The 25489-nt window shown below is 75.4% G+C and carries 28 protein-coding genes and 1 pseudogene; 10 read left to right on the plus strand and 19 right to left on the minus strand.

Annotated features, from left to right (window positions below; genetic code table 11):
- Positions 1-90 precede the first annotated feature (90 nt).
- The 7 genes from Cpa01nite_RS11535 to Cpa01nite_RS11565 all read right to left on the minus strand — a co-directional run bounded on the left by Cpa01nite_RS11535 (position 91) and on the right by Cpa01nite_RS11565 (position 7376).
- Positions 91-1248, minus strand: a complete 1158-nt coding sequence (locus Cpa01nite_RS11535; protein ID WP_203668912.1) for an ABC transporter substrate-binding protein — start codon at positions 1246-1248, stop codon at positions 91-93.
- Between the two features lie 110 nt (positions 1249-1358).
- Positions 1359-2180, minus strand: a complete 822-nt coding sequence (locus Cpa01nite_RS11540; protein ID WP_203668913.1) for an ABC transporter permease — start codon at positions 2178-2180, stop codon at positions 1359-1361.
- Positions 2177-3034 (minus strand): ABC transporter ATP-binding protein, encoded by an 858-nt coding sequence (locus Cpa01nite_RS11545; RefSeq protein WP_203668914.1) that lies wholly within the window; start codon positions 3032-3034, stop codon positions 2177-2179. The genes Cpa01nite_RS11540 and Cpa01nite_RS11545 overlap by 4 nt, the downstream gene beginning before the upstream one ends.
- Positions 3031-4014: an ABC transporter permease gene (locus tag Cpa01nite_RS11550; protein ID WP_203668915.1), complete on the minus strand. Its 984-nt coding sequence runs from the start codon at positions 4012-4014 to the stop codon at positions 3031-3033. Before Cpa01nite_RS11550 ends, Cpa01nite_RS11545 begins: the two co-directional genes overlap by 4 nt.
- On the minus strand, positions 4011-5042 hold the full coding sequence (locus Cpa01nite_RS11555) for a TIGR03842 family LLM class F420-dependent oxidoreductase (RefSeq protein WP_203668916.1): 1032 nt from the start codon (positions 5040-5042) through the stop codon (positions 4011-4013). Before Cpa01nite_RS11555 ends, Cpa01nite_RS11550 begins: the two co-directional genes overlap by 4 nt.
- A gap of 31 nt (positions 5043-5073) precedes the next feature.
- Positions 5074-6507, minus strand: coding sequence for a dihydropyrimidinase (gene hydA / locus Cpa01nite_RS11560; protein ID WP_203668917.1), 1434 nt, complete (start codon positions 6505-6507; stop codon positions 5074-5076).
- A 20-nt stretch (positions 6508-6527) separates the two neighbouring features.
- Positions 6528-7376, minus strand: a complete 849-nt coding sequence (locus tag Cpa01nite_RS11565) for a nitrilase-related carbon-nitrogen hydrolase (RefSeq protein WP_203668918.1) — start codon at positions 7374-7376, stop codon at positions 6528-6530.
- 201 nt (positions 7377-7577) lie between these two features.
- Between Cpa01nite_RS11565 and Cpa01nite_RS11570 the strand changes: the two genes are divergently transcribed.
- The 5 genes from Cpa01nite_RS11570 (at position 7578) to cofD (ending at position 13532) form a co-directional block, all read left to right on the plus strand.
- Positions 7578-9077 (plus strand): aminotransferase-like domain-containing protein, encoded by a 1500-nt coding sequence (locus Cpa01nite_RS11570; protein ID WP_203668919.1) that lies wholly within the window; start codon positions 7578-7580, stop codon positions 9075-9077.
- Between the two features lie 462 nt (positions 9078-9539).
- The gene (locus Cpa01nite_RS11575) at positions 9540-10595 is read left to right on the plus strand and encodes a putative F420-0 ABC transporter substrate-binding protein (RefSeq protein ID WP_373307398.1); all 1056 of its coding nucleotides are present in this window, start codon (positions 9540-9542) and stop codon (positions 10593-10595) included.
- A gap of 8 nt (positions 10596-10603) precedes the next feature.
- Positions 10604-11683, plus strand: a complete 1080-nt coding sequence (locus tag Cpa01nite_RS11580; RefSeq protein WP_203668921.1) for a putative F420-0 ABC transporter permease subunit — start codon at positions 10604-10606, stop codon at positions 11681-11683.
- Positions 11674-12504 carry a putative F420-0 ABC transporter ATP-binding protein gene (locus Cpa01nite_RS11585; protein WP_203668922.1) on the plus strand — a complete coding sequence of 277 codons (831 nt, stop codon included), beginning with the start codon at positions 11674-11676 and terminating at the stop codon, positions 12502-12504. The genes Cpa01nite_RS11580 and Cpa01nite_RS11585 overlap by 10 nt, the downstream gene beginning before the upstream one ends.
- Positions 12501-13532, plus strand: a complete 1032-nt coding sequence (gene cofD, locus Cpa01nite_RS11590) for a 2-phospho-L-lactate transferase (protein ID WP_203668923.1) — start codon at positions 12501-12503, stop codon at positions 13530-13532. The genes Cpa01nite_RS11585 and cofD overlap by 4 nt, the downstream gene beginning before the upstream one ends.
- Positions 13533-13666: 134 nt before the next feature.
- Here cofD and cofC read toward each other — a convergent pair whose 3' ends face one another.
- Together cofC and Cpa01nite_RS11600 are read right to left on the minus strand one after the other, a co-directional pair.
- Positions 13667-14338, minus strand: a complete 672-nt coding sequence (gene cofC, locus Cpa01nite_RS11595; RefSeq protein ID WP_239068726.1) for a 2-phospho-L-lactate guanylyltransferase — start codon at positions 14336-14338, stop codon at positions 13667-13669.
- Positions 14339-14389: 51 nt separating this feature from the next.
- Positions 14390-14755: an iron chaperone gene (locus Cpa01nite_RS11600; RefSeq protein ID WP_203668924.1), complete on the minus strand. Its 366-nt coding sequence runs from the start codon at positions 14753-14755 to the stop codon at positions 14390-14392.
- 148 nt (positions 14756-14903) lie between these two features.
- Here Cpa01nite_RS11600 and Cpa01nite_RS11605 point away from each other — a divergent pair, with 148 nt between their 5' ends.
- Positions 14904-15113 carry a hypothetical protein gene (locus Cpa01nite_RS11605; protein ID WP_203668925.1) on the plus strand — a complete coding sequence of 70 codons (210 nt, stop codon included), beginning with the start codon at positions 14904-14906 and terminating at the stop codon, positions 15111-15113.
- Positions 15114-15134: 21 nt separating this feature from the next.
- Here Cpa01nite_RS11605 and Cpa01nite_RS11610 read toward each other — a convergent pair whose 3' ends face one another.
- The gene (locus Cpa01nite_RS11610) at positions 15135-15698 is read right to left on the minus strand and encodes an AMIN-like domain-containing (lipo)protein (protein ID WP_203668926.1); all 564 of its coding nucleotides are present in this window, start codon (positions 15696-15698) and stop codon (positions 15135-15137) included.
- Positions 15699-15814: 116 nt separating this feature from the next.
- Here Cpa01nite_RS11610 and Cpa01nite_RS11615 point away from each other — a divergent pair, with 116 nt between their 5' ends.
- Positions 15815-16387 (plus strand): HhH-GPD-type base excision DNA repair protein, encoded by a 573-nt coding sequence (locus Cpa01nite_RS11615; protein ID WP_203668927.1) that lies wholly within the window; start codon positions 15815-15817, stop codon positions 16385-16387.
- A 24-nt stretch (positions 16388-16411) separates the two neighbouring features.
- Here the strand turns inward: Cpa01nite_RS11615 and Cpa01nite_RS11620 are convergent, their stop codons facing one another.
- Together Cpa01nite_RS11620 and Cpa01nite_RS11625 are read right to left on the minus strand one after the other, a co-directional pair.
- Positions 16412-17170, minus strand: coding sequence for an SDR family oxidoreductase (locus Cpa01nite_RS11620; RefSeq protein WP_203668928.1), 759 nt, complete (start codon positions 17168-17170; stop codon positions 16412-16414).
- A 115-nt stretch (positions 17171-17285) separates the two neighbouring features.
- Positions 17286-17678 carry a hypothetical protein gene (locus Cpa01nite_RS11625; RefSeq protein WP_203668929.1) on the minus strand — a complete coding sequence of 131 codons (393 nt, stop codon included), beginning with the start codon at positions 17676-17678 and terminating at the stop codon, positions 17286-17288.
- Between the two features lie 131 nt (positions 17679-17809).
- On the opposite strand from Cpa01nite_RS11625, the gene Cpa01nite_RS11630 reads away from it, so the two are divergent.
- Positions 17810-18190, plus strand: coding sequence for a YbjQ family protein (locus Cpa01nite_RS11630; protein WP_203668930.1), 381 nt, complete (start codon positions 17810-17812; stop codon positions 18188-18190).
- An 88-nt stretch (positions 18191-18278) separates the two neighbouring features.
- Here the strand turns inward: Cpa01nite_RS11630 and Cpa01nite_RS11635 are convergent, their stop codons facing one another.
- The 7 genes from Cpa01nite_RS11635 to Cpa01nite_RS11665 form a co-directional block, all read right to left on the minus strand.
- Positions 18279-19046, minus strand: a complete 768-nt coding sequence (locus Cpa01nite_RS11635; RefSeq protein ID WP_203668931.1) for a 2-phosphosulfolactate phosphatase — start codon at positions 19044-19046, stop codon at positions 18279-18281.
- Positions 19043-19423: a DUF5615 family PIN-like protein gene (locus Cpa01nite_RS11640; protein ID WP_203668932.1), complete on the minus strand. Its 381-nt coding sequence runs from the start codon at positions 19421-19423 to the stop codon at positions 19043-19045. Before Cpa01nite_RS11640 ends, Cpa01nite_RS11635 begins: the two co-directional genes overlap by 4 nt.
- Positions 19420-19653: a DUF433 domain-containing protein gene (locus Cpa01nite_RS11645; protein WP_203668933.1), complete on the minus strand. Its 234-nt coding sequence runs from the start codon at positions 19651-19653 to the stop codon at positions 19420-19422. The genes Cpa01nite_RS11640 and Cpa01nite_RS11645 overlap by 4 nt, the downstream gene beginning before the upstream one ends.
- Before the next feature lie 53 nt (positions 19654-19706).
- Positions 19707-20525: a coenzyme F420-0:L-glutamate ligase gene (locus Cpa01nite_RS11650; RefSeq protein WP_203668934.1), complete on the minus strand. Its 819-nt coding sequence runs from the start codon at positions 20523-20525 to the stop codon at positions 19707-19709.
- A 2-nt stretch (positions 20526-20527) separates the two neighbouring features.
- Positions 20528-21499: a TIGR03557 family F420-dependent LLM class oxidoreductase gene (locus Cpa01nite_RS11655; RefSeq protein ID WP_203668944.1), complete on the minus strand. Its 972-nt coding sequence runs from the start codon at positions 21497-21499 to the stop codon at positions 20528-20530.
- A gap of 155 nt (positions 21500-21654) precedes the next feature.
- On the minus strand, positions 21655-22032 hold the full coding sequence (locus Cpa01nite_RS11660) for a hypothetical protein (protein ID WP_203668935.1): 378 nt from the start codon (positions 22030-22032) through the stop codon (positions 21655-21657).
- A gap of 86 nt (positions 22033-22118) precedes the next feature.
- Positions 22119-22967 carry a LysR family transcriptional regulator gene (locus Cpa01nite_RS11665; RefSeq protein ID WP_203668936.1) on the minus strand — a complete coding sequence of 283 codons (849 nt, stop codon included), beginning with the start codon at positions 22965-22967 and terminating at the stop codon, positions 22119-22121.
- A 193-nt stretch (positions 22968-23160) separates the two neighbouring features.
- Here Cpa01nite_RS11665 and Cpa01nite_RS11670 point away from each other — a divergent pair, with 193 nt between their 5' ends.
- The gene (locus tag Cpa01nite_RS11670; protein ID WP_239068727.1) at positions 23161-24633 is read left to right on the plus strand and encodes an MFS transporter; all 1473 of its coding nucleotides are present in this window, start codon (positions 23161-23163) and stop codon (positions 24631-24633) included.
- A 394-nt stretch (positions 24634-25027) separates the two neighbouring features.
- Positions 25028-25489: pseudogene (locus Cpa01nite_RS11675) on the plus strand (hypothetical protein); the annotation flags it as partial.

Consider the following 25489-nt stretch of genomic DNA (forward strand, 5'->3'; position numbering starts at 1 on the left):
TGGGTGAGGCGCGCCGAGTGTCCAGAACCCCGGGGACGAACCGGGGCGAACCGCCTCGGATCCTGGACACTCGGCGCGTTGCGGATCGGGTCAGTTGCCGCCGGGCTGGAGCTCGACCTCGAGCGGCGCGAAGTCCGCGCCCTCGACGTCCTCGCCGTCGGCGGTCAGCTCGTCCAGCGCCTGCTGCACGTACTCGTTGGTGTACGCGGTCTCCGGCGGGTCGGCGGTGATGATCGTCGCGCCGGTCTCGTTCGACGTCTGGAGCGCCATCTCGACGGTCGCGTCCCAGGCGGCCTCGTCGACCAGGCCGATGCCGCCGGAGGTCGACGGCCAGATGAGCTTGTTGACCTCGTTGGTCATCCAGAGCTGGTGGCTGGTGCCGAGCGTCGAGCCCGCGGCCGTGACGATGTCGGCCGCCTCCTGCGGGTTGTCCCGCGCGTACATCCAGCCCTTGAGGGTCGCCTTGAGGAACGCGACCGTCGTGTCGGCGTACTCCGCGTCGTCCGCCAACCGGCCGGCGTCCGCCCAGATCGCGTCCTGGAGCATGGCGGTGCCCTCGTCGTTCCAGTCGATGACCGAGAAGTCGTCGGGCTGGTAGAGCTCGCCGGTCTCCGGGTCCTCCGTCTCGAGCAGCTGGGCGTACTCGTTGTAGGTCATCGCCTGCGCCGCGTCGATGTCGCCGGCCAGGAACGCGTTCATGTCGAACGCCTGCTGCACGATCTCGAAGTCCGTGACGCCCGCCTTGTTCAGCCCCGCGAACAGCTCCCACTCGTTGCCGTAGCCCCAGGAGCCGATCTTCTTGCCCTCGAGGTCCGCGACCGAGTCGATGCCGGCGTCCGCGAACGACACCTGGAGGGTCGCCGAGCGCTCGAAGATCTGCGCGACGTTGGTGATGTCCGCGCCCTGCTCGATGGAGCCGAGCACCTTCGGCACCCACGCGACCGCGTAGTCGACCTCGCCGTTCGCGAGCGCGTCCTGCGGCACGATGTCGCCGCCGCTGGGGATGATCTCGACGTCGAGGCCCTCGTCCTCGTAGTAGCCCTGGTCCAGCGCCGCGTAGTAGCCGGAGAACTGCGCCTGGGTCAGCCACTGCAGCTGCAGCTTCACGGGCGTCAGCCCGCCGTCGCCGCTGCTCCCCGACCCGGTCGACCCGGCCTGGTCGTCCGAGCCGCCGCCGCACGCGGTCAGCGCGAGCGCCGCCACGACGCCGAGCGCCCCGAGCCCGGCCCGCCTGGTGGTGTTCCTCATGTCATCCCCTTCGTCGTCGCAACACGTCCAGAGGCCCTCCTGGCGCCGTCGGCAGGCGGGGTGGTTCCGGCCCGCGGACCCCCGACCGCGGGACGTTCGGTGCGGTGCGCTCAGCCCCGGCGCACGCCGCGGGTCCCCCACCGCTCGACCGCGGAGGTGGCCCCGTAGAACAGCAGCCCGACGAGCACGCCGCCGAGCACGTACGCCCAGGCCCGGGCGTAGTTCGACCCCGCCGCGGCCGTGGTGATGAACGACCCGATGCCGGACCGCGGCCCGCCGAAGTACTCCGCGACGATCGCCGAGATCACCGCCAGCGAGGACGCCAGCCGCAGGCCGGTGAACACGAACGGCAGCGCCGTCGGGATCGTCACCGCGCGGACCGCCTGCCGCGGGGTCGCGGCGTAGGCCCGCATGAGGTCCCGGTGAACGGGCCGGACCTGCCGGAGGCCGCGCAACGTGGTGACGAACACCGGCACCCCGACCGCGACGGCCACCACGATCTGCCGCCCGGTCTCCACCGAGGCGCCGTACATCGTGTAGAGCACCGGGGCGAGGGCCACGATCGGCACGACCGCCAGGCCGGCGACCACCGGGTCGAGCAGCAGGTCGACGGCCCGGACCGCCGAGGCCAGCACGGCCGCGGCGATCGCGACCACCGCGCCGACGACGAGCCCGACCAGCGCGTTCGTCCCGGTGATCAGCGCCGCCGAGGCGATCGTGGGGAGGAACTCGGCGAACTCGGCGGCGACTGCGGACGGGCTCGGCAGCAGGAACGGCGGGACCTCGGCCAGCGCCACGACGGCCTGCCAGGCCGCGACGAGGAGGACCAGCAGGACGACGGGGGCGGCGCGGTGGCCCCACGCGGCGGCGGTGCGGCGCGCCCGGCCCGGGGCGGGGGCAGCAGCGGGCGCCGGGGCTGCGGCGGCGCTCACCGCGTCTCCACCCCGCGGCTCGGGACGCCGTCCGCGCCGCCGTGCAGCGCCTCGCGCACCGCCGTGACCGCCGCGAAGTACGCCTCGTCCTCGCGGAGCGCGTCGTCCCGCGACCCGGACCGGCCGAGCCCCACGTCCACGATCCCGGCGATCCGCCCCGGCCGCGCGGACATCACCACGACCCGGTCGGACAGGAACACCGCCTCCGGGATCGAGTGCGTGACGAACACGACCGCCGCCTGCGTCTCCGCGCAGATCCGCACCAGCTCGGACTGCAGCCGCTCGCGGGTCATCTCGTCCAGCGCGCCGAACGGCTCGTCCATCAGCAGCAGGCTCGGCCGCTCCGCGAGCGCCCGGGCGATCGCCACGCGCTGCTGCATGCCGCCCGACAGCTGGTCCGGGAAGTGGTCGGCGAAGTCGGTCAGCCCGACCAGCGCCAGCATCTCGTCGGCGCGCTCCCGGCGGGCGCCGCGGCCGACGCCGTGCAGGGACAGCGGCAGCTCGATGTTCGCCCGGACCGTGCGCCACGGGAGCAGGCCGGCCTGCTGGAACGCGATGCCGTAGTCGTGGCCGAGCCGCGCCTCCCGTGCCGGGCGCCCGAACACGGCGATCGAGCCCGACGTCGGCTCGTCGAGGTCGGCGACCAGGCGGAGCAGCGTGGACTTGCCGCAGCCCGACGGGCCGATCAGGGACACGAACTCCCCCGCGCCGACCGTGAGGTCGACGTGCTCCAGCGCCGTGACGGACCGGCCGCCCTCGCCGGGGAACACCCGGCCGACGCCGGTGACCTGGACGGCCGCGGCGGTCGCGGTCGGCGCTCCGGGCGCGGCGCCGGCGGCGGTCGGCGCGGTCACGCGGCCACCTCCGCCCGGCGGAACCGGCGCAGCGCGGTGCCGAGCAGCGCGACCGCCCCGGAGGCGACCAGGCCGAGCAGCACCGCCCCGAAGATCGGCGCCCACGGCTTGGCGGGGTCGCTGCTGGCGAAGTTGGCGAACTCGAGGATCATGCGTCCGATACCTCCGGGCATCCCGGTCGAGACCTCCGCGACGACGACGCCGAGCACGGCGCTCGTGGCCGCCAGGCGGAGGGCGGGCAGCAGGTGGGGCACGCTCGCGGGCAGCCGCAGGCGGACCAGCTCCTGGGTCCAGGAGGCGGCGTAGCCGGCGAACAGCTCGCGGTGCAGGGTGTCGGGCGAGGTCAGGCCGCGCAGGGCGCCGACCGCGACCGGGAAGAACGCCAGGTACGAGGCGATCACGGCGACCGACATCCACGGCTCCCAGGTGAAGCCGAGCTCGAGCTTCGACCCCCAGCCCTTCACGAGCGGGGCGAGCGCGATGAGCGGGACGGTCTGGCTCAGCACGACCAGCGGGAGCACCGCCGACCGCGCCACCCGGAACCGGGTCATCAGCAGCGCGAGGCCGAAGCCGACGACCACGCCGATCACCCAGGACACCGCCGCGATCCGCAGGCTGGTGCCGCCGGCGCGGAGCACCGCGAGCCACAGCGGGTCGGCGCCCGGCTGGGACGTCAGCGGCTCGCCGAGCCGGGCCAGCATCTCGGTGACGTGCGGCATCGCGAGGTCGGTGGTGCGCGGCAGCACGCGCAGCTCGCCCACGCTCCAGCCGTCCTCGGGGACGACCGCCTTGACCAGCTCCCACAACGCGGCGAGCAGGACGAGGGCGGCGACGCCGAGGGCGACGGGGCGCAGGGCGCGGACGGGCGCGGGCAGCGCGCGGGACCGGCGCGCGGCCGGGGCGAGCGCGGCGGCGGACGGCGCGACGACCGCCGCGTCCCCGGCCTCCGCGACCCCCGGCCCCGCCACCCCGGTCGTCATGCCGTCGCCACGACGTGCTCGGCCATCGCCGGGATGACCCGCTCGCCGTACATCCGCAGGGTCTCGTCCTTGTTGTCGTGCTGCAGGTAGCCGGCGAACTGGGTGACCCCGAGCGCGCGCAGCGCCTGCAGCTTCTCGACGTGCTCGCGCGGGGTGCCGATCAGGCAGAACCGCTCGACGATCTCGTCCGGCACGAACTGGGTGTGCGAGTTCCCGGCGCGGCCGTGCTCGTTGTAGTCGTAGCCCTGCCGGCCGGCGATGTAGTCGGTGAGGGCCTTCGGCACCTGCGACCCCTGGCCGTACTTCGCGACGATGTCCGCGACGTGGTTGCCGACCATGCCGCCGAACCACCGGCACTGCTCCCGCATGTGCGCCCGGGCCGCCGGGGAGTCGCCGTCGCCGACGTACATGGGCGCCGCGACGCAGAACTTGATGGCGTCGGGGTCGCGGCCCGCGGCCTCCGCGGAGTCCCGGACGGTGCGGATCATCCAGGACGCGATCTCCGGGTCGGCGCACTGCAGGATGAACCCGTCGCCGACCTCGCCGGTCAGCTTGAGCGCCAGCGGTCCGTACGCGGCGACCCACACCTCGAGCGCCGAGCCACGGGACCACGGGAACTGGACCTTGCGGCCGTTGTGCTCGACGGCCCGGGAGTTGGCGAGCTCCCGGATGACGTGGATCGACTCGCGCAGCGTGGCGAGGTTGGACGGCCGGCCGGCGAGCGTGCGCACCGCCGAGTCGCCGCGGCCGATCCCGCACACCGTGCGGTTGCCGTACATCTCGTTGAGCGTGGCGAACGAGGACGCCAGCACGGTCCAGTCCCGGGTGGCCGGGTTGGTGACCATCGGGCCCACGATCACCTTGCGGGTGGCCGCGAGGATCTGCGAGAACACCACGAACGGCTCCTGCCACAGCAGGTGCGAGTCGAAGGTCCAGACGTAGTCGAACCCGTGGGTCTCCGCCTGGCGGGCCAGGTCGACCACCCGGGACGCGGGCGGGTCGTTCTGCAGGACGACGCCGAACTCCATGGCGCGGCCCTCCTTCCGGGGTCGAGGGGCGTCAGATCAGGTACTGGGACAGGCCGCGCTTGACGTACTTGCCGTGGCCGGCGCGGCCCAGGAACAGCCCGCCGTCGACGACGACCTCGCCGCGGGACAGCACCGTGTCGACGTGCCCGTCGACCTCGAAGCCCTCCCAGGCCGAGTAGTCCATGGCCATGTGGTGCGACTTCCCGAGCCCGATCGAGGTGTGCCCGTTCGGGTCGTAGACCACGACGTCCGCGTCGGCGCCGGGCGCGAGCACGCCCTTCTGCCCGTACATGCCGAACATCCGCGCCGGTGTGGTGCAGCAGATCTCGACCCAGCGCTCCAGGCTGATCTCGCCGGTGACGACGCCCTGGTAGAGCAGGTCCATCCGGTGCTCGACGGAGCCGATGCCGTTCGGGATCTTGGAGAAGTCCCCGAGGCCCAGCTCCTTCTGGTCCGTCATGCAGAACGGGCAGTGGTCCGTGGACACGAGCTGCAGGTCGTTGGTCCGCAGCGAGTTCCACATCTGGTGCTGGTGGCCCTCGTGCTTGGAGCGCAGCGGGGTCGAGCAGACGTACTTCGCGCCCTCGAAGTCGCCCCACCGCTCGCTGCTCGCGCCGAGGTGGTCCTCGAGCGACAGGTAGAGGTACTGCGGGCAGGTCTCGCCGAACACGTTCTGGCCGCGGTCGCGAGCCTGGGCGATCTGCTCGGCGGCCTGCTTGGCGGAGACGTGCACGACGTACAGCGGCGCCCCGGTCAGGTCGGCGAGCATGATCGCGCGGTGCGTCGCCTCCTCCTCGGCCTGCCAGGGCCGGGAGACCCCGTGGTAGTACGGGCTGGTCTCGCCGCGGGCGACGTGCTGCTGCACGAGGGTGTCGATGACCGACCCGTTCTCGGCGTGCATCATGATCATCGCGCCGTTGTCGGACGCCTTCTGCATGGCCCGCAGGATCTGGCCGTCGTCCGACAGGAACACGCCCTTGTAGGCCATGAACAGCTTGAAGGACGTGACGCCCTCGGCGATCAGCTCGTCCATCGCGTGCAGCGAGGAGTCCTGCACGTCGGACAGGATCTGGTGGAACGCGTAGTCGACCGCGCAGTTCCCCGCCGCCTTCTGGTGCCACAGCGCGTACTGGTCGACCGGGTTCTCGTGCGGGTACTGCACGACGAAGTCGACGATCGTGGTCGTGCCGCCCCAGGCCGCCGCGGTGGTGCCGGTCTCGAAGGTGTCGGACGCGAACGTGCCGCCGAACGGCATCTCCATGTGGGTGTGCGCGTCGATGCCCCCGGGGATGACGTACTTGCCGGTCGCGTCGATCACGCGGTCGACGGTGCTGCGCAGGTCGACGCCCAGGGCCGTCGAGCCCGGCTGCAGCAGCGCGACGATCGTCTCGCCGTCGACGAGCACGTCCGCGGCGCCGCGCCCGGTCGCGTTGACGACGGTGCCGCCGGTGATGAGGGTCCTCATGCCTCGTCCTCCCGGGCCGGTCAGGGCGCCACGATGGGGCCGTAGGCGTCCGGCCGGCGGTCGCGGAAGAACTGCCACCGCTCCCGGGTCGTCCGGATCGCGTCCAGGTCCAGGTCGCGGATGAGCAGCTCGTTCTCCGACGACGAGCCGACGTCGCCGACGTAGTTGCCGTCCGGACCGACGGCGTAGGACGAGCCGTAGAAGTTCACGGCCTCGTCGCCGTACTCGTTGTCCTCGAGCCCGACGCGGTTGTTCGCGATGACGTAGTAGCCGTTCGCGATGGCGGCGGCGGGCTGCTCGACCTCCCACAGCTTGTTCGAGATGCCGGGGGCCGTGGCGTTCGGGTTGAACACGATCTCCGCGCCGTTCAGCGCGAGCACCCGCCAGCCCTCCGGGAAGTGCCGGTCGTAGCAGATGTTGACGCCGATCTTCCCGACCGCCGTCTCGAACACCGGGTAGCCCTGGTTGCCGGGCCGGAAGTAGAACTTCTCCCAGAACTTCGGCAGGTGCGGGATGTGGTGCTTGCGGTACGTGCCGAGCAGGGTGCCGTCCGCGTCGATGACCGCCGCCGTGTTGTAGAGCACGCCGGGCTGGTCCTCCTCGTAGATCGGCAGCACGATGACGATGCCGAGCTCCTTGGCCAGCGCCGAGAACCGGTCGGTGGTCGGGCCCGGGATCGTCTCGGCGTACTCGTAGTACTTCGTGTCCTGGGTGATGCCGAAGTACGGGCCGTAGAACAGCTCCTGGAAGCCGATCACCTGCGCGCCCTCGGCCGCCGCCTTGCGCGTCCAGTCCTCGTGCAGCTGGATCATCGACTCCTTGTCGCCGGTCCAGGTGGCCTGGGTGAAGGCGACGCGCACGACTGACATGAGGGACCTCCGCGTGGTGGTGGGACCGGGACCGGGCCGCCGTGAGGGGCCCGATGGGAATGTGACTGTGGGGGTTGAACATTTCTGCGGCGTTTCTGCCGGTAACGGCCCCGAGAACGTCGATGACGGGCCTGTAAACACTCGGGCCCCGGGTTGCGGGCCGGGCCTCGAGCAGGTGCGCGCGGGGGCACGATGACGCCCATGGACGTGGCCCAGCACGTGGAGGACCGCAGTCCACGCGGCATCGCCGCCGCCGTGTCGCGCCTGGTGCGCAGCGGGGACCTGCGGCCGGGCGACCGGCTGCCCACCGTGCGCCGGCTCGCCGCCGACCTCGGCGTCAGCCCGGCGACCGTGAGCGGCGCGTGGCAGGCGCTGGCCGCGGTCGGGCTGGTGGCGTCGCGCGGGCGGGCGGGAACCGTGGTGCTGCCGGAGCCGGCGTCGTGGCTGCCGCCGCGGTACCGGGACCTCGCGGCCGGCGGCCGGTCGGCGGGCGGGACGGAGCCGGGCGGGACGGCGCGGCCGCTGCCGGGTGCGGCGACCGGCACGCCGGGGCGCTCACCGGTCGCCGCGGCCCCGGCCACCCGCCCCGGGCGCCCGCTCGACCTGTCGACCGGCACCCCCGACCCCGCGCTGCTCCCGCCGCTCGGCCGCGCCCTCGCCCGGGTCGCCGCCGCCACGCCCGCCGCGGGCACCGGCTCGTACCTGGGCGCCCCCGTCGTCGAGCCGCTGGAGCGCCTGCTGCGCACGTCCTGGCCGTTCACGCCGCAGCGGGTGACGGTCGTCGACGGCGCGGTGGACGCGATGAGCCGCACGCTCGAGCAGCTCGCGGGGTTCGGCGACCGGGTCGTGGTCGAGGACCCGTCGTTCCCGCCGATCTTCGACCTGTGCGACCAGCTCGGCCTGGAACGCGTCCCGGTGCCGCTCGACCGGCAGGGCCTGCGACCGGACGCGCTGGCGGCCGCGCTGCGCACCGGCGCGGAGGTCGTGGTCCTGCAGCCCCGCGCGCACAACCCGACGGGCGTCTCGATGACCTCGACCCGGGCGCGGGAGCTCGCGGCGGTCGTCCGGAAGCACCTGGCCCAGACGCCCGGCGCGGGGCTCACGATCGTCGAGGACGACCACTCCGGCGAGATCGCCTCGTCCGCCGACGTGTCGCTCGGCAGCCACCTGCCCGACCGGGTCGTGCACGTGCGGTCGTACTCCAAGTCGCACGGGCCCGACCTGCGCATCGCGGCGGTCGGCGGGCCGGCGGCGGTGCTGGACCGGGTCGTCGCGCGGCGGATGCTCGGGCCGGGGTGGACGAGCCGGCTGCTGCAGCACGTGCTCGCCGACCTGCTCGACGACGGCGAGGCGCTCGCGGCCGTCGCCCAGGCCCGCCGGACGTACTACGCGCGGCAGCGCGCGCTGAGCACGGCGCTCGCCGGGCACGGGGTCGAGGTGCAGCCCGGCGACGGGATCAACCTCTGGGTGCCGGTGGCCGACGAGGCGACGGCGCTCGTGCGGCTGGCGGCGGCGGGGATCCGGGTCGCGCCGGGCCGGCCGTTCCGCGCGGGGTCGGGCCCCGACGACGGCCCGGACGCCGACGCGGACCCGCCGGCCGGTGGCGCGGGCCACGTCCGGGTGACGGTCGGCGCCCTGTCGGGCGGCCCGGACGAGGTGCAACGCGTGGCGACCGCCCTGTCCCTCGCGGCCCTCCCGTAGCGCCCCGTGTCGCCGAGATGGCAACTCTCGGCTGTCCGGGGACGCCCGCGCACAGCCGAGAGTTGCCATCTCGGCGGGCAGGTACGTCGAGTCTCCGTTCCCGGACTGTGTGGGCGCGCGGGGGCGCAGTGCGGAAGTGGAGACTCGGCGGGCGTGGGCGTGGGCGTGGGCGGGCGCGGTGCGCGGGAGGGCGCGGCGGCGGCGCCCGCGGGCGTAGGGTGGTTCCGGACCAGGCCGGATATGGCCTGGGTGTCGCCGCCCGCGCATGGGCGGCGCGGCCACCGGGCGCGACGTGCACCCTCCCCGGCCCGCAGCGGCGGACGCCCTCGCGCGTCGCCACGGGACCGCCTCCCCCAGCGTCCACCGTCGGACCGAGCGTCCGACGCGGGCGCCCGGACCGCTCGACGACGTCGCCGCGGCCGCGCCCGCGCCGTCGCCGCATCCCGTCAGGAGCCCCGCCCCGTGCGCAGCACCCCCCGCACCAGCACCCGCCCCGCCCGCGCCACCCGCACCGCCCGCCTCGCCCTCGCCGCGCCCGCCGCCCTGGCCGTCGCCGCGCTCGCCGCCTGCTCGGGCACCGCCGGCGCCGGCGACGCCCCGGCCGCCGACGGCACCGCCGCCGCGTCCGCCTCCGCAAGCGCGTTCGAGCCGGTCACGCTCGACAACTGCGGCACCGAGGTCACCGTCGAGAGCCCGCCGGAGCGCGTCGTCGCGATCAAGTCGACGTCGATCGAGATGCTGCTCGCGCTCGGCCTGGGGGACCGCCTGGTCGGCACCGCCTTCGCCGACGGACCCGTCCCCGAGGAGTACACCGCCGCCTACGACGCCGTCCCGGTGCTGTCCGACAAGGTGCCCGGCCAGGAGGCGCTGCTCGAGGTGCAGCCCGACTTCGTGTACGCCGGGTGGGAGTCGAACTTCTCCGACGACGGCGCCGGCGAGCGCGCCGCCCTGCAGGGCCTCGGCATCGGCACGTACGTCTCCCCCGCCGCCTGCAAGGAGGAGGGGTACATGCCGGACCCGCTGACCTTCGACGGCCTGTTCGACGAGATCCGCGAGCTCGCGTCCGTGTTCGGCGTCGAGGACCGCGCGGAGGAGCTGATCGCCGGGCAGCAGGCGCAGCTGGACGCCGTCGAGCCGCCCGCCGAGGAGACCACCGCGCTCTGGTACTCCTCCGGCGACGACACCCCGTACGTGGGCGCGGGCATCGGCGCGCCGCAGATGATGCTCGACGCCGCCGGGCTGACGAACATCTTCGCGGACGTGCACGACACCTGGACGTCCGCCGGCTGGGAGCAGGTCGTCGCGGCCGACCCCGACGTGATCGTCCTGGTCGACGCCACCTGGAACACGGCGGAGTCGAAGATCGAGGCGCTCGAGCAGAACCCGGCCACCGCGCAGCTCACCGCCGTGCGGGAGCAGCGCTACCTGACCGTGCCGTTCCCCGCCGCCGAGGCGGGCGTCCGGAACGCCGAGGCCGTGGTGTCCCTGTCCGAGCAGCTGGCGGGCCTGGAGGGCTGACCGCGCCGATGACGACCACCGCACCCGCCCACGAGGCGCGCCCCGGGGTTCGGCCCCCGTGGCGGCCGCCGCTGCTGCCGACCCTGCTCGTCGGGGTCGTGCTGCTGGTCGGCACCGTGCTGGTCTGCGTGACGATCGGCCCGGCGGACATCGCGGTCGCCGACGTCGCGCGGAGCATCGCGGGTCACGTCGGCCTCGGCCCGGCCGCGGGCGCGGACGGCGGTGTGCCGGTGCTGACCGACGCGATCGTGTGGGAGCTGCGGCTGCCGCGGGTGCTCACCGGCGCGGCGGTCGGCGCGGGCCTCGCGCTGGCGGGCGCGGTGATGCAGAGCCTGACCCGCAACCCGCTCGCCGACCCGTACCTGCTCGGGCTGTCGTCGGGCGCGTCGCTCGGCGCGGTGGCGGTGCTGGTCGTCGGGATCGGCCTGCTGCTGCCGGTCGCGGCGTTCGCCGGGGCGCTGGCGGCGCTGGTCGCGACGCTGAGCCTGGCGCGGGTCGGCGGCGTGCTGACCCCCGGGCGCGCGGTGCTGGCCGGCCTCGCGGTGTCGCAGCTCGCGGCCGCGGGCACGTCGTTCGTCATCTTCTGGTCGGCGACCGGCGACTCCTACCGGGAGATCCTCAACTGGCTGCTCGGCTCGCTCGCCGGGTCGACCTGGCAGAGCGTGGCGATCGCCGCCGGGGCGCTGGTCGTCGTCGGCACCGTGCTGGTCGCGTCGGCGGTGCGGCTGGACGCGTTCGCGTTCGGCGACACCGCGGCCGCCGCGCTCGGCATCCCCGTCGACCGGACCCGGTGGGTGCTCATGACCCTGGTCGCGCTGCTGACCGGCGCGATGGTCGCGGTGAGCGGGTCGATCGGGTTCGTCGGGCTGGTGCTCCCGCACGCGGTGTCGGCGCTCACCGGCCCGGCGCACCGGCGGCTGCTGCCGGTCGCCGCGGTCGTCGGGGCGATCTTCCTGGTGTGGGCGGACACCGGCGCCCGCACCCTGTTCGACCCGCGGGAGCTGCCGGTCGGCATCGTCACGGCGCTGATCGGCGTGCCGGTGTTCGCGGTGCTGCTGCGGCGCGGGAGGGGGTCGGCGTGGACCTGAGCATCGCGGGCGTCGGCACCCGGCTCGGCGGCCGGTGGGTCGTCGACGGCGTGGACGCGACGCCGCCGCCCGGCGCGCTGACCGGCCTGCTCGGCCCGAACGGCGCCGGCAAGACCACGCTGCTGCGGCTGATCGCCGGGCTGCTCGACCCCGAGGCCGGCGCCGTCCTGCTGGACGACGTCCCCGTGCACACCGTGCCGCGCCGTGAGCGCGCCCGCCGGGTCGCCCTGCTCGAGCAGGAGTCGTCGTCGACCGTCCCGCTGACCGTCCGCGAGGTCGTCGCGCTGGGCCGCATCCCGTACCGGACGCTCTGGGGCGCCGACGCCGACGAGGCCGCCGTCGACCGCGCGCTGGCCGCCGCCGACGCCGCCCACCTGGCCGACCGGGCGTGGTCCGCGCTGTCCGGCGGCGAGCGGCAGCGCGTGCACATCGCCCGGGCGCTCGCGCAGGAGCCGGACCTGCTGCTGCTCGACGAGCCGACCAACCACCTGGACGTCAGCGCCCAGCTGTCGCTGCTGGCGTTCGTCCGCGACCTCGGCCGCACGACCGTCGCCGCGCTGCACGACCTCAACCTGGCCGCCGCGTACTGCGCGCACGTGCTGGTGCTCGCCGAGGGGCGGCTGGTGGCGGCGGGCGACCCGCGCGACGTGCTGACCGCGGACCTCGTCCGGCGGGTCTACGGCGTGGAGTGCGCCGTGCTGACGAACCCGCGGACGGGGCGGCCGGTGATCGCGTTCGGCGAGCCGGCGCCCGGCGGCGCGGCCGACGCCCACGACGCCGGCAGCACCCGGCCCGAGCCCGTTCACGGAGGAGCACGATGAGGATCACCGTCCTGTCCGGCGGCGTCGGCGGCGCCCGGTTCACCCGCGGGCTGCTGGCCCTGCTGCGCGACCGGCTGCCGGACGGCCGCGGCGGCACCACCGCCGAGGTCACCGTGATCGCGAACACCGGCGACGACATGTGGCTGCACGGCGTCCGGGTCTGCCCGGACCTCGACACCCTCATGTACACCCTCGGCGGCGCGGTCCACGAGGAGCAGGGCTGGGGCCGGCGCGACGAGACGAGCCGGGTCAGCGCGGACCTCGCGGCGTACGACGTCGGCTGGGACTGGTTCACGCTCGGTGACCTCGACCTGGCGACGCACCTGGCGCGCACGCAGTGGCTCCGCGAGGGCCGGACGCTGTCCGAGGCGACGGCGCTGCTGTGCCGGCGGTGGGGGCTCGCCGAGCAGGGCGTCCGGCTGCTGCCGATGGCGGACGAGCCGGTGGAGACGCACGTGGTGGTCGCGGACCCGGACGCCGGCCCCGGCGCCGAGCGGACGATCCACTTCGAGGAGTGGTGGGTGCGGCACCGCGCCGCCCTGCCGGCGCTGCGGTTCGTCCAGGTGGGCCTGGGGTCCGCCCAGGCGGCGCCGGGCGTGCTGGACGCGATCGCGTCGGCCGACGTGGTGGTCGTGCCGCCGTCCAACCCCGTCGTGTCCGTGTCGACGATCCTGGCCGTGCCGGGCGTCCGCGCCGCGCTGGCCTCGACCGCTGCGCCCGTGGTCGGCGTCTCACCGATCGTCGGCGGCGCGCCCGTGCGCGGGATGGCGGCGCAGTGCCTCGCGACGATCGGCGTCGACGCCACGGCGGAGGCGGTCGCGCGGTTCTACGGGCGCCGGGACGACGCGTCGCGGGCGGGCGAGGACGTCGGCGTGCTGGACGCGTGGCTGGTCGACACCGTCGACGCCGAGGCGGCCGAGAAGCTGGCTGCCGACGGCTGGCGGTCCGCAGCGGCGGCGACGCTGATGACGGACGTGCCGGCGACGGCGCGGATCGCGGCCGAGGCGCTGGCGCTCGTCGGGCGCTGAGGGCGGGGCGGGCGGGCGCGCGGTCGACGAGGTCGTCAGAACCGCGCGAGGTCGTCAGACGGTGCTGACGACCTCGCCGTCATGTGACGACCTGGAACGGGCCGGCGGCAACGCGTCCGGCGCGTCCGGCCACGTCAGCCCAGCGGGCCGAGGCGGCGCAGCAGCGCACCGGTCCGCCCGCCGACCCCGCGCGCGACGAGCGCGGCCAGGTCGTCCGGCACGTCCACGTCGTGCCGCAGGGTCGCGTCCGCGGGCAGCACGAGCTCCGCGTGCCCGAGCGCCCGGTGCGCAGCCGCCGACCCGCCGCCGAACGCCGGCCGCAGCGCCGTCCCGGCCCGCGCGGTCAGCAGCGTCGTCCCGGTCCCCTCGGCGTCGGGCAGCACGGCGAGCGGGTGCGCCTCGGCCGCCGCGAGCGCCGCGTCGAGCTCTGCGGGGTCGAGCCCGGGCAGGTCGCCCAGCAGCACCCCGACGTGCGCGGTCGGCGCCTCGGCGCGCGCCGCGGCCACGCCGGCGGAGACGGCGCGGTCGAGCGAGGCCCAGCCGGCGGCGTCGTCCGGCGCGGCGGGCGGCTCCGGCAGCGCCCGGACCCGCGGGAGCGCCGCCGCGCCGGCCGTGACCTCGGGATCCGCGGTGACGACGACCACCCGGGCCACCCGGGGCACCGCGAGCACCGCCTCGACGGTGTCCAGCGCCATCGCCCGCACCAGGGCGGCGCGCGCCCGCGCCTCCAGCACGTCGGCCAGGCGGGTCTTGCCCCGCCGCGCGTCCTTCACCGGGACGACGAGGACCCACCGACCGAGCAGCACGGACGCACCCTACGCGGGGCCGCGGCGCGGCGGCAGGCGCGTCCGGGCGCGTCAGCCCCGCACGCGGTCCAGGGCCGCGTCGATCTCGGCGCGCCGCCCCGCGACCAGCGCGTCGAACGCCGCGTCGGGCAGCGGGTGGTCAGCCGTGAACCGGATCCCGCCCTTCGTCGCGTCGAACCCGTCGGGCGTCGCCAGCACCGCCGCCGTGACGTCCGAGCTGAACGGGTAGGCGGTGCAGCCGCGCGACCCGACCGCCACGGCGACGAGCGGTCGGCCGCGGTGCCGGAAGGCCGCCATGCCGTAGCTGGTGCCCTCCTCGACGCCCGGGACGAGGGCCCGCGCCCGGTCGAGCAGCCGGGCGACCAGGTCCCGCTCCGGGCCGGTCAGCGACGCCACGTACTCCGTCACCTCGGTCATGGGTGCTCCTCCTCTGCCTCGCCGATCATGGCGGCGCTCCGCTCCGCTGCACACCCTCGCGATCACCCGGATGCCTGCTCGACGCGAGCGCCCGGCCGCCGATGGGAGGGGGTGACGGACGTCGGCGGGTCGGGCAGGGGGTGGGGCGATGAGCACGCGGCAGCGCGTCATGTCCGCGCTCACCCTCGCGGGCTGCCTGTTCGGCGTCGTCGGCATCCCGCTCGGCTGGGGCGCGCAGGAGCCCGCGCGGTTCTGCGCGACCGCGGCCGACTGCCCGGACCTGCGCTGGTCGACGGCCGTGGTCCACACCGCCGCGGGCGCGGCGACGACCGTCCCGGCGGTCGCGCCGACGCCCTGACGGCCGGGTCCCCGAGCGGCCTCAGCAGTCGGTGTGGCCCGGCGCGCACCACTGGTGCCCGACGTCCACGACCAGCCGCGACCCGGCACCCGGCCCGGGGAGCACGAACGCCCGGAACGGCAGCCGCGCGCGCACGCCCAGCGCCACCGTCGAGACGCCCTCGAAGCTCCCGGCCCAGGCCACCTGCCGGAACGTCCGGTACCCCGCCGTGTTCACCAGGTCGCGCCCGGACCCGACGAAGAACGCGTCGGTCGGCAGCACGTTCACGCGCGCGACCACCTCGAGGCGCGCCCCGCCGCGCACCGGGACCACGGCCCCGGACCCGTCCATGACGACCTGGCCGACGTACCGCACCGACCACGCCGTCAGCGGCCGGTCCACGTCGAGCACGAGCCGGTCGAAGCAGGCGTGCCGGCCGGCGCGGACGTTGGTGAGCTGACCCGCCGACATGCCGGGGACGCCCTTCGCGGTCGACCCCCAGACCTGCGCGCAGTACGGATGCGCCGACGCCGCAGGTGCGGCGAGCAGGCTCCCCCCGAGCAGCAGCGACAGGACGGACAGCAGGACGAGCAGTCGGCGGCGCATGGCGGTACTCCCTCGTACCCGGTCCACGCTCCGCCGGTCGGGCGTCGCCGTCAACGGGCCGTGGCACCCGTGGCGGGTGAGATCCGCGCGTCGCGCCGCTCGGGCACAATGGCGCGATGACCCTGTGGCTGACCGGCGACGCCGACGCGGACCGCCTGCTCGACTCCGACCCGTTCGCGCTCCTCACCGGCATGCTGCTCGACCAGCAGGTGACGATGGAGTCCGCGTTCGCCGGCCCGGCCAAGATCGAGCAGCGCATGGGCGGGTTCGACGTCCGGCGGATCGCCGAGGCCGACGCCGAGGAGTTCACCGCGCTGTGCGCCACGCCGCCCGCGGTGCACCGGTTCCCGGGCTCGATGGCCGGGCGCATCCAGGCGGTCGCCCGCGCGGTCGTCGACGACTACGACGGCGACGTCACGCGGATCTGGACCGAGGGCGACCCGGACGGCGCGACCGTGCTGAAGCGGCTCAAGGCGCTGCCCGGGTTCGGCGACCAGAAGGCGCGCATCTTCCTGGCGCTCCTGGCCAAGCAGCGCGGCGTCGCCCCCGCGGGCTGGCAGGAGGCGGCGGGCGCCTACGGCGACGACGTCCCGCGGTCGATCGCGGACGTGCGGGACCCCGACTCGCTGCGGCGGGTCCGCGAGACCAAGCAGGCCGCGAAGGCCGCCGCGCGCGCCGCCAAGGCCTGACACCGCCACGGGGCGGCCCGAACCTCACGCCACCCGTGCCGCCGACCCCAGCCAGTCGTCGAACGTCAGCCGCCCACGCACCGCACCCGGCCCGCCGCGGAGCGCACCGGACGCGAGGCCCGCGCCGTACCGGCCGGGCAGGCGCACCTCGACCACCCGGCGGCCGGCGCGGTCGTGCGCGGACAGCCGCCTGATCATCCCCGCGAGTGTGTCGTCGGCGGGTCCGACCAGGTCCGGTGCGCGGCCGACGGGGCCCGCCTCGGCGACCCCGACCAGGTGCTCGGCGACCTCCGCGGCCGCGACCGGGCGGGTCAGCGTCCGGGGCGCGAGCGTGACCGGCCCCAGCGAGGCCCGGGACACGATCTGCCCGGCGAACTCGTGGAACTGCGCCGCCCGCACGACCGTGTGCGGGACCGCCGCCGACGCGACCAGCCGCTCCTGCGCGAGCTTGCCCGCGTAGTAGGCCGCGTCGATCCCGTCGATGCCGACGATCGACAGCGCGACGTGGTGCGGCACCCCGACCCGGTGCTCCGCCGCCAGGAGCCGACCGGTGGTCGCCGTGAAGAACGCGACAGAGCCCCTCGCGGACAGCGTCGGCGTCCCGAGCACGTCGACGACGGCGTCCGCGCCGGCGAGCGCGGCGTCGAGGGCGGCGTCCGGCCCGCCCGCGAGGTCGACGCCCGCCGATCGGCTCAGGACGACGACGTCGTGCCCGCGCCCGCCGGCGACCCGCACCACGTGCCGTCCGACCGCGCCGGTCCCGCCGCAGACCACGATCCTCATCCGCCCCACCTCACCTCGACAGCGCGCGGCCGGACGCCGCGGCACCTCCCCGACGACGTGGCGCGCCCCGATGTGAGGCCGGCGGCACGGGACCGCGCGGGACGGGCTCCGGACGTCAGCCCGCGAGGCCCTTCGGCACCGAGAGCCCGACGAGGCGCAGCAGCCGCACGACCGTCTCCTCGACGAACGTGTCCTCGGGCTCCTCGCCCTCGATCGCCATCAGCCGCCGGACCTCCTTCGGCTGCACGTCGTCGACACCGATCGCCTCGGCCCACGTGGCGAACGCCTCCGCCTCGGCCTCGACGTCCACGGGCTCGCTCTCCGAGGGGTCGTCGTACAGGTCGCGCGGCTGGAACCCGAGGTAGAACCGCCCCAGGCCCTCGGGCGCCGGCCGGTAGTCGATGACGGCGATGTCGCTGTCCTGGACCTCGATCGCCAGGCTCGGCGTCGCCGCGAGGTCGCCGCCCCACTGCCCGCCGCCGTACTGGAACTTCTCGGACGTGCCCACCGCGGGCCTCCCTCTCGTCATGCCTCGGCGTGATGCTATCCGCGTGCCGCGGCCACGCCCGGGACGCGGCACGCGGGTGATCCGTGCCCGCGCCGGTCGTGGGACCGGGGCCGTCCTGGCACGATCGCCGCATGATCGTGGTGACGAGCGACGAGATCCCCGGCTACCGCATCCAGGCGGTGCTCGGCGAGGTCATGGGCCTGACCGTGCGCGCCACCAACATCGGGGCGAGCTTCACCGCGGGCTTCCGGTCGATCGGCGGCGGCGAGATCCCCGAGTACACGAAGATCATGTACGAGTCCCGGCACGAGGTGATGCGCCGGATGACCGACGAGGCCGTGCAGCGCGGGGCGAACGCGATCGTCGCCATGCGGTTCGACACCGACGCGATCGGCCAGTTCAGCGAGGTGTGCGCGTACGGCACCGCCGTGATCGCGGAGCCGATCCCGGCGGGCGAGCCCGGCGCGACGGGGCAGTCGGCGCAGATCGCGGGGCAGCAGCCGGGGCGCTGACGGCGAGGGTGCACGAGACACGTCCGGGGTGCCCTCCGTGCGGGCACTCCCGGGGTGTCTCGTGCGCCCCGGACGCCCGCGGGCGCCGCTAGGCCGCCACGAAGGCGCCGTCGCGCAGGATCGGGACCGACCGGCCGGCGCCGACCTCGGCCGCGAGCGCGACGTCGTCCGACCACCCGGACCCGGCCAGCTCGACGCCGCTGACGCACGCGCGCAGCGCTGCCGGCACGTCGCCCGCCACCTCGCGGTACGCCCCGACCGCCGCGCACGCCTCCGGCGTGGGCCGCGCGCCCGGCGCGCCGGACAGCGCCGCGAGCACCGCCCCGGCGCCCCACAGGTCCTCGACCGCCGGGCGCAGCGACCCGTCGGGCCACCGCTCCCCCGCCGCGACGACCGCCACCACGGCGTCCTCGTCGCGCACCTGCGCCGCGATCCACCGGGCCACCGCACCCGCGTTCCGCAGCGACCCCGCGACCACGGCACCGGCGCGGTGGGCCAGCGCGTGCGCGATCGTCGACCCGTTCGGGGACGGCAGCACCACGCGGTGCACCCCCACCGCGTCCCGCAGGCTCGCGGGCGAGAGCGTCAGGTCGCCGGGCGACGCCGCGGACCGCGGGACCGCGAGCGCCGCGCCGCGACGCCGCGCGTGCTCAGCCGCGTCGCCGTCCCGGGACGGGTACGGCAGCACCGCCATGCCCCCGTCGACCGCGACGGACACGGCGGTCGTGAACGACAGCACGTCGACGACCACGACGACGTCGGCGCCGTCGCCGACGGCCAGCGCGCCGGTCGGCCCCCAGTCGAACCGGAGGCGCCACGCGGACCGAGCCCCAGCGCCTGTGAGCTGGGCCGTCATACCTGATCCGTGGACACGGCCCGCCGGGGCCAGGCCACGATCTCCGCGGCCCGCAGCTCGACGCGGTCCGCCGCGTCGAACGCCGCGAGGACGGTGGACAGGGACCGCTCGACCACGAGGAGCAGGTCGTCGTCGGTGATGTTGCCGGTCGCGACCACCAGCAGACGCCGTTGCCGCCCGTGCAGCTGGTGCGTGATCTGGAAGTCGGCGTCATTCGTGACGACGACGCGGTTCTCGGCGTCCGCCCGGGCGGCGACCTCGGCGTCCGGCGTCCGATTGCCATGCGGCAGATCCCTCGTGTGCACGGCGTCGTGCCCGTGCCGGACGAGGGCTCGCACGAGCCGTGGTGGGAGCTGCGCGTCGACCAGGAACTTCACGCGGCACTGACGGGGAGGACCGTGTGCCCGCCCGCCGCGAGCGCCCCGTACTCGAGCGCGGCGAGCAGGTCGTCGGCCTCGAGGTCGGGGTAGTCGTCGAGGATCGCCTCTGCCGACATGCCCGCTGCCATCAGCTCCAGCAGCATCGACACCGGGTAGCGCAGCCCGCGCACGACCGGCCGACCGTGGCAGATGCCCGGGTCGGAGGTGATGCGGTCGAGGCGCGACATGCCCTCGATCGTATCCAGGGCACGCTCGGCGCGACAGGTCGTCCTGCCTCGCCTCAGCGGTCGGCGCTGCCGACTCCCGCCGCGTCCTTCCAGCCGCGCGCGTACGCCTCCGCGGTGCCCTCGGCGAACATGTCGTCCGGCCCCGTGCGCACGAGCACCCGCGCCCCCGGGCCGTCCTCGGCGGTGACGACGTGCGCCATCCCCCGGACGACGGCGAGCGGACGCCCGGTCGCCTTGCCCTTGACGAGCTCGGCGGCCGCGGCGATCTCGTCCGCGACGGCCGCCATGCTGACCTGGAGCGGCCGCCCGTGCGTGTCGGTCGAGCCCCGCAGGTCGTCGAGCACCCGCACCCCGGCGGCGCCGATCGCGATGTCGGTCTGCCCCTGGCGCCAGGGCCGTCCGGCGGTGTCGGTGACGACCACGCCGACGCGCACCCCGAACCGCGCGGACAGCGCCGCGCGCAGCGCCCGGGCCGTCGCGTCCGGGTCGACCGGCAGCAGCAGGACGGTGCCGTCGTCGGTGTTCGACGCGTCGACGCCCGCCGCGGCCATGACCAGGCCGAGCCGGTTCTCGACGATCCGCGTGACGCCGCCCGGGTGCTCGCGGGTGGCGACGACCCGCACGGTCTCGGCCGTGATGGCCGCCTCGCGGTCCTCGGCCTGGACCACGCGGCCCTCCGCCTTGGACACGACCTTGCTCGTCACGACGAGGACGTCGCCGTCCGCGGGCGCGGTCGCCGGCCGGGCCGCGGCGTCCGCCGCCAGGGCGTCGCCGAGCAGCGCGGCCAGGTCGTCGCCGGGACGCACCTCGCCGATCCCGGGGACGCCCCAGGCGGTGAGGACGTCCGCGGCGACGGACACCGGCTCGGGCACGGTCAGCGCACCAGCTTCGGCAGCACGTCGCGGCCGAACACGTCGAGCCACTCGCGCTGGTTGCGGCCCACGTTGTGCAGGTAGATGCGGTCGAACCCGAGGTCGACGTACTTCTGGATCTCGGCGCGGTGCACGTCGGGGTCGGCCGAGATGACCATGCGGCCCTCGAAGTCCTCCGGGCGCACCAGCTTGGCCATCTGCGCGAAGTCGAACGGCGAGCGGATGTCGCCCTTGGGGAACTTCATGCCGCCGTTGGGCCACTCGACCATGGCGTTCTCGAGCGCCTGCTCGTCGGTGTCGGCCCAGGACAGGTGCAGCTGCAGCACCTTCGGCAGGTCCTCGGGGTTCCGGCCCGACTCGCGGACGCCCTCGTCGAACTTCCCGAACAGGCCGCTGATCTTCTCCAGCGGGGCGCCGACCGTGATGAGGCCGTCGGCGTGCTTGCCCGCGCGCTTGGCGGTGACGGGGCCGGCCGTGGCGACGAGGATCTCCGGGGCGACCTCCGGCATGGTCCACAGCCGGGTCGACTCGACCTTGTAGAACTGGCCCGCGTGCTTGACGTCCTTGCCCGCGAGCGACGCCGAGAACAGCTTCTTGATGATGTCGATGGCCTCGAACATCCGGTTGATGCGCTCGGGCGCCTCGGGCCAGTACTGCGCGGTGATGTGCTCGTTCAGCGCCTCGCCGGAGCCCAGGCCCAGCCAGTGCCGGCCCGGGTACATCGCGGCGAGCGTCGCGGACGCCTGCGCGACCATCGCCGGGTGCCAGCGGAACGTCGGGGCGGTCACGCCCGGGCCCATGTCGCCCGTGGTGCGCTCGCCGAGCGCGGCCAGCACGTTCCACACGAACGCCGACTGCCCCTGCTGCGGCACCCACGGCTGGTAGTGGTCGGCCGCCATCGTGCCGAGGAACCCCTGCTGCTCCGCGTAGGCGGACAGCTCGACCGCCTCGGTCGGATGGAACTGCTCCAGCATCGCCGCGTACCCGACCTGCAGGCCCTCGGCCACCACACCCTGTGCCACGAACGCTCTCCCTCGTGCCCGGGGCGCGCGGACGCGCGTCCCACCGTCGAGCCTAACCAGCGGGTGTTACGGGGACATTCCGGTTCCGGGCCGCGTGCGGCCGGATCTCACGCCCCGCGGAGCAGGTGCGCCAGGTGCCCCCGCGCGTGCAGCCGCGCGGCGACCGCCTCGCTCACCTCCGCGAAGACGTTCTCCGAGCGCTGGACGCCGAACGCACCGCCCATCGCCCCGGCGCCCGAGTCACGGGCGAACCGCGCGACCGGCGTGCCCTGGTGGTCGAAGAACCGCACCGTGTAGACGAGCCGCTGGTTCTTCCGCCCGGCGAGCGCCCCGAGCAGGGCGGTGGCGGTCGCGCTGCCGCGCGTCACCTCCCACGAGCCGTCCGGACCGGTCGACACCGCGAACCCGTGCTCGCCCAGCGCCTCGGCCAGCGCGGCGCGGGCGGCGTCCGGGTGCCCAGACAGGAAGTAGTCGGCGCTCGCCACGGCGGTCCTCTCTCGTCGTCGGCCCGGCCGCTGCGGACGGGCCGGGCGCGACCGTAGCGCAGGACGGCGTGCGGGGGCGCCGCGGGTCAGCGCGGTGCCTGGCCGAGGATCGCGGAGGTCAGCGCCTCGATCGGCTCCCGCGGCGAGGTCGGGTTGGCCACCAGCGTGATGTCGACGTCGCCGAGGTCGGGCAGCCCGAGCGCCGCGGCCGGCAGCTGCACCAGGTCCTCGGGCAGCAGGCTCTGCGGCAGCACCGCGATGCCGAGCCCCGCGCGCAGGGCGGCGAGCACGCCGTTCACCTCGACGACCTTGCACGTGGTGCGCCACGGCCGGCCCGCGTCGGTCAGCGCGCGGACGGCGGCCTGCCGGGTCAGCGACGCGCCCTGGTACGTGATGAGCGGGACGGGCGCCTCGGCGTCGACCGCGGTGCCGGGCACCGCCACCCACACCAGCCGGTCGCGCCGCACGAGCTGCCCCTCGGCCTGGCCGGTCGCCTCCTTGATGTAGACGAGGTCGAGCTGCCCGGCCCGCAGCCGCCGGTGCAGCGCGCCGCTCTGGGCGACGGTCAGCTCGAGGTTGATCCGCGGGTGCAGGCGGCGGAAGTCGCGGAGCACGCGCGGCAGCTGCGCCAGCGCCAGGTCGTCGGCGGCGCCGAACCGCAGCCGCCCGTGCATGGCCGAGCCGGTGAAGTACCGGGTCGCCTCGTCGTGCGCCGCGAGGATCGTCCGGGCGAACGTCGCCATCGCCTGCCCGTCGTCGGTGAGCGCCACCCCGCGGGTGTCCCGGTCGAGCAGCCGACGCCCGGCGGCGTCCTCGAGCTTGCGCACGTGCTGGCTGACCGTGGGCTGCGAGAGGGACAGCCGCGCCGCGGCGCGCGTGAAGTTCAACGTCTCGGAAACCGCGAGGAAAGTCCGCAGCTGGTCGGGGTCAAGCACGGCGCTCCTCTACAGCTCGGGGTGACGCGCTGACCTGCGGCGCCGTCACGGCATCATTACAGAACATCATCACAGTGATTGCGGTCATCGCCTCAAGAAATTGCCTGGGGCGCCGTAACCTAGAGGGACACGACTCGTCACGGACCTGAGTTCCGCACCGACACCTCACCGCATCGCCCAGCAAGGAACACCTGTGCCCTCGGCTCGCCGCCCGTCCACGTCCCCGACCCGCACCCGCCGCCCCGCCACCACCGGCACGAGCCGCCTGCGCCGCACGCTGCACGGCCCGCGCCTCGCGCTGCACCGCCGCCCCCGCCCGGTGGCCGACACCCCCGCCGACGCCGCGGCCGCCGCGTCGACCGCGACCCCCGCGCCGAAGCCCCGGAACGCGACGCTCGCCGCGCTCGGCGTCCGGAACTTCCGGCTCTACGTCTTCTCGCAGGTGCTGACCAACACCAGCGGCTGGGCCGCCCGCGTCGCCCAGGACTGGCTGGTGCTCAGCCTCACCGGGTCCGCCGCGCTGGTCGGCCTGACCGTGACGCTGCAGTTCGTGCCGATGCTGCTGCTCGGCCTGGTCGGCGGCGTCGTCGCCGACCGGTTCCCGCGCCGCCGCGTCCTCATGGTCACCCAGTCGGTCTTCGGGCTCTCGACGCTCGCGATCGCCGTCCTCGCGATCAGCGGGCACGTCCAGGCGTGGCACGTGCTGGTCGCGGCGTTCGTCAGCGGCCTCGCCACCGTGTTCGACAACCCGGCGCGGCAGGCGTTCGTGCACGAGGTCGCCGGCCCCGAGCACCTGCGCCAGGCGATCAGCGTGAACTCCGCCGTGTTCCAGCTCGGCGGCCTGGTCGGTCCCGCGGTCGCCGGCGGCCTGATCAGCGCGGTCGGCGAGGGCTGGACGTTCCTGCTCAACGCCGTCGCCTGCCTCGCGGCGGTCGTGCTGCTCGCGGTCATGCGGACCGGCGAGCTGACCGCCGCGCCGGTGGTGGCGCGCGCGAAGGGCCAGCTCCGCGAGGGCCTCGCGTACGTGCGTCGGAGCCCGCGGATCCTGTGGTCCGTCGTCCTCGTCGGGTTCGTCGCGATCACCGGCGTCAACATGGCGACCGTGCTCGCCGCGTACACCGACCAGGTGTTCCGCACCGACGCCGGCGGCTACGCGCTGCTCACCTCGATGCTGGCGGTCGGCGCGCTCACCGGCGCGCTGCTGTCGACCCGCCGCCGCGGCAGCCGGATCACGCACCTGGTGCTGCTCGCCGGTGCCATCGGCCTGCTGCAGCTGCTCGCCGCGGCCGCCCCGTCCCGCCCGGTGTTCATCACCGTGCTGATCGCGATGGGCGTCGTCACGCTGCTCTACCTGACCGGGTCCAACACGCTCGTCCAGACGACCGTCGCGCCGCACGTCCGCGGCCGGGTCATGGCCCTGTACGTGCTGGTGCTGCTCGGCGCGCAGGCGGTGTCCGGCACGCTGGTCGGCTGGATCTGCGAGCACCTCGGGGCGCGGGCCGGCATGGTCGCGTGCGGGGTCGGCCCGCTGCTCGGCGCGGTCGTCGTCGGTCTGGCGCTCGCCCGGCGCAGCGACGGCGGCACGCGGGCGACGATCCACCGCTTCACGCACCGCTCCCCCGCCGACGAGGCGCCGGAGCCTGCACGCGAGGCCGCCGCGGCCTGACGACGGGGAGCAGCGTGCGGCCGCACGCCCCGTCGCGCGACTGCACGCCGGCACCCCGACGCGAACGGGGTCCGCGGTGTACCCGGGCGGGGGCACCATCGCTCCGGACGACGGGACACCGTGGACACCGCGTCCGCACCGCGAGGGCGAACGTCTCCCAGGCCCGGGTACACCGTGTCCCCCCGGCCAGGAGGAACCTCCCACCCGCAGGGGTACACCGCGTCCGCATCGCCGGGAAGAACGCCTCCCTGGCCCGGGTACACCGCGTCCACACCGCCAAGACGAACGCCTCCCTGGCCGGGGTGCACCGCGTCCACACCGCCAGGAAGGACGTGCCCCTCGTCGCGGCACACGGCGGGCACGCGTCCGCACCTGTCCGCGGGATGATGGCGGGGTGACCTCGATCCGCGTCCGTCGTGCCGCCGTCGTCCCGGCGGACGCGCTGGTCCCGCGGTTGAGCCCCGACGAGCGCGACCGGCTCGGCCGCGCGGCACCCGGGGACCGCAACCCGGTCGCCTCCGCGCTGCTGCTCGCGCGGCTCGCGGTCGCCGAGGCGTGCGGGGTCGACCCGGGCGCCGTCCGTGTCCGGCGCCGCTGCCCGCGGTGCGGGTCCGCCGCGCACGGCGTCCCGGTGGGCGACCTCGCCGACGGGAGCCCGGCGCCGCAGCTGTCGATGAGCCGGGCGCCCGGCCTGGTGGCGGTGGCGGTGTCGCACGCCGGCCCGGTCGGGATCGACGTCGAGCGGATCCGCCCGGACGCGGTCGGCGTCGAGGGCGCCGGCCCCGACGGGGTGGGCGCCGGGCGACCCCCGTCGGGTGCGGGCGGGGTCGGCGCCGGGCGACGCCCGTCGGGTGCG

The organism is Cellulomonas pakistanensis (assembly GCF_016862755.1).
Classification (GTDB): Bacteria; Actinomycetota; Actinomycetes; order Actinomycetales; family Cellulomonadaceae; genus Cellulomonas; species Cellulomonas pakistanensis.

What these genes read in the sequence shown, in the direction of transcription:
- Cpa01nite_RS11535 (WP_203668912.1), bottom strand. Translation starts at nt 1,248, where the DNA reads ATGAGGAACACCACCAGGCGGGCCGGGCTCGGGGCGCTCGGCGTCGTG.
- Cpa01nite_RS11550 (WP_203668915.1), bottom strand. Translation starts at nt 4,014, where the DNA reads ATGACGACCGGGGTGGCGGGGCCGGGGGTCGCGGAGGCCGGGGACGCG.
- Cpa01nite_RS11555 (WP_203668916.1), bottom strand. Translation starts at nt 5,042, where the DNA reads ATGGAGTTCGGCGTCGTCCTGCAGAACGACCCGCCCGCGTCCCGGGTG.
- hydA (WP_203668917.1), bottom strand. Translation starts at nt 6,507, where the DNA reads ATGAGGACCCTCATCACCGGCGGCACCGTCGTCAACGCGACCGGGCGC.
- Cpa01nite_RS11565 (WP_203668918.1), bottom strand. Translation starts at nt 7,376, where the DNA reads ATGTCAGTCGTGCGCGTCGCCTTCACCCAGGCCACCTGGACCGGCGAC.
- Cpa01nite_RS11570 (WP_203668919.1), top strand. Translation starts at nt 7,578, where the DNA reads ATGGACGTGGCCCAGCACGTGGAGGACCGCAGTCCACGCGGCATCGCC.
- Cpa01nite_RS11580 (WP_203668921.1), top strand. Translation starts at nt 10,604, where the DNA reads ATGACGACCACCGCACCCGCCCACGAGGCGCGCCCCGGGGTTCGGCCC.
- cofD (WP_203668923.1), top strand. Translation starts at nt 12,501, where the DNA reads ATGAGGATCACCGTCCTGTCCGGCGGCGTCGGCGGCGCCCGGTTCACC.
- Cpa01nite_RS11600 (WP_203668924.1), bottom strand. Translation starts at nt 14,755, where the DNA reads ATGACCGAGGTGACGGAGTACGTGGCGTCGCTGACCGGCCCGGAGCGG.
- Cpa01nite_RS11605 (WP_203668925.1), top strand. Translation starts at nt 14,904, where the DNA reads ATGAGCACGCGGCAGCGCGTCATGTCCGCGCTCACCCTCGCGGGCTGC.
- Cpa01nite_RS11610 (WP_203668926.1), bottom strand. Translation starts at nt 15,698, where the DNA reads ATGCGCCGCCGACTGCTCGTCCTGCTGTCCGTCCTGTCGCTGCTGCTC.
- Cpa01nite_RS11615 (WP_203668927.1), top strand. Translation starts at nt 15,815, where the DNA reads ATGACCCTGTGGCTGACCGGCGACGCCGACGCGGACCGCCTGCTCGAC.
- Cpa01nite_RS11620 (WP_203668928.1), bottom strand. Translation starts at nt 17,170, where the DNA reads ATGAGGATCGTGGTCTGCGGCGGGACCGGCGCGGTCGGACGGCACGTG.
- Cpa01nite_RS11630 (WP_203668930.1), top strand. Translation starts at nt 17,810, where the DNA reads ATGATCGTGGTGACGAGCGACGAGATCCCCGGCTACCGCATCCAGGCG.
- Cpa01nite_RS11635 (WP_203668931.1), bottom strand. Translation starts at nt 19,046, where the DNA reads ATGACGGCCCAGCTCACAGGCGCTGGGGCTCGGTCCGCGTGGCGCCTC.
- Cpa01nite_RS11645 (WP_203668933.1), bottom strand. Translation starts at nt 19,653, where the DNA reads ATGTCGCGCCTCGACCGCATCACCTCCGACCCGGGCATCTGCCACGGT.
- Cpa01nite_RS11655 (WP_203668944.1), bottom strand. Translation starts at nt 21,499, where the DNA reads ATGCTGGAGCAGTTCCATCCGACCGAGGCGGTCGAGCTGTCCGCCTAC.